This window comes from Glycomyces dulcitolivorans, assembly GCF_003265355.1.
Classification (GTDB): domain Bacteria; phylum Actinomycetota; class Actinomycetes; order Mycobacteriales; family Micromonosporaceae; genus Glycomyces; species Glycomyces dulcitolivorans.
In genome coordinates, this window is the sequence record NZ_QFRW01000118.1 from 1 (window position 1) to 1,063 (window position 1,063).

The following is a 1,063-nucleotide window of genomic DNA, read 5'->3' on the forward strand; positions in this document are numbered from 1 at the left end:
GGCCCCAATGGGGCCGCCCCGCACCGCTGTCGTCGCTTCGCTCAGACGTCAGTAGTCGACGTGGCAGAGCTTCCAGGCGCCCTCTTCCTCGACCGCCGTGAAGGTGTAGCCGGAGGAGAGGTCGTCGGCGGAGTCCGGCGGGAGGTCGTCGAGGGTCCAGCCGACCCAGACCAGCGTCTCGCCGCCTTCTACCTTCGACATGCTCCACAGGAGGAAGCCGTAGTTGCCGCCCTCGTATTCGAGCTCCCAGTCGACGTCGAACTGCATGTCGTCGCTCGGGGTCGCGCACACGACCGACTGGAGCGCCGCGTCGTCGTCGGTGTCGGCCGCCTGGCGGTAGGTGATCGCCGCGCCCTCGGGGGTGTTCGCGTCGAAGGAGTCGGAGCTGACCGGGGCGCCCCAGCCTTCGAGGGTCGAGCCGCCGGTGTCGCTGCTGTCGGTCTCCTCCTCGGAGGGCTCGGTCGCGGGCTCGTCGGACTGCTCGGGCTCTTCGGCCTCGCTGGTGTCGTCGCCGCCGCCGGCCTGGGGGTCCGCGTCGTCCTCGGTGAGCTTGGGGATGAGGAGGACCGCGGCGACGCCGAGGACGATCACGAGGCCGACCACGACCGCGAGGATGACGCCGAGATTGCCGCCCTGCTTGGCCGGGGGGATCGGCGGGGGCAGGACCTGGCCGGGGGCCGTCGGGTAGCCGGGCTGGACGCCCATCTGCGGCGGACCGGGCTGGGTGTACTGCGGGGGCTGCTGCATCTGCGGCTGCGAGTAGCCGGGCTGCTGCTGGTAGTAGTTCGTGGGAGGCGGAGGCGTGTTGTACCCCTGCGCGTAGGGGTCGCTGGGCTGCTGCGGCTCGGGCTGCAGCTGGTACTGCGGGTTCTCGCCGCCGGGGGGCGGATACGTCATAGCTCTAACACGCCTCGTCTGCTCAGGGGGCTGGGCCGGACACGGCGGAAGGTTCCACCGGTGCTTCCGATCGTACAGGCCCGGGACGAGAATGTGGCACCCGCGAATGCGCAGGTCCCGGCGCCGTCGCGGGCGCGGCGGCGCGGGCGCGGGCCCGCGGGCGCCC

The 1,063-nt window shown here is 72.2% G+C and carries 1 protein-coding gene; it reads right to left on the minus strand.

Features of this window, described 5'->3' with window-relative positions; translation table 11 throughout:
* Positions 1 to 48: 48 nt before the first annotated feature.
* On the minus strand, positions 49 to 897 hold the full coding sequence (locus DI269_RS12970; protein ID WP_112136546.1) for a hypothetical protein: 849 nt from the start codon (positions 895 to 897) through the stop codon (positions 49 to 51).
* Positions 898 to 1,063: the final 166 nt, after the last annotated feature.

What these genes read in the sequence shown, in the direction of transcription:
- DI269_RS12970 (WP_112136546.1), bottom strand. Translation starts at nt 897, where the DNA reads ATGACGTATCCGCCCCCCGGCGGCGAGAACCCGCAGTACCAGCTGCAG.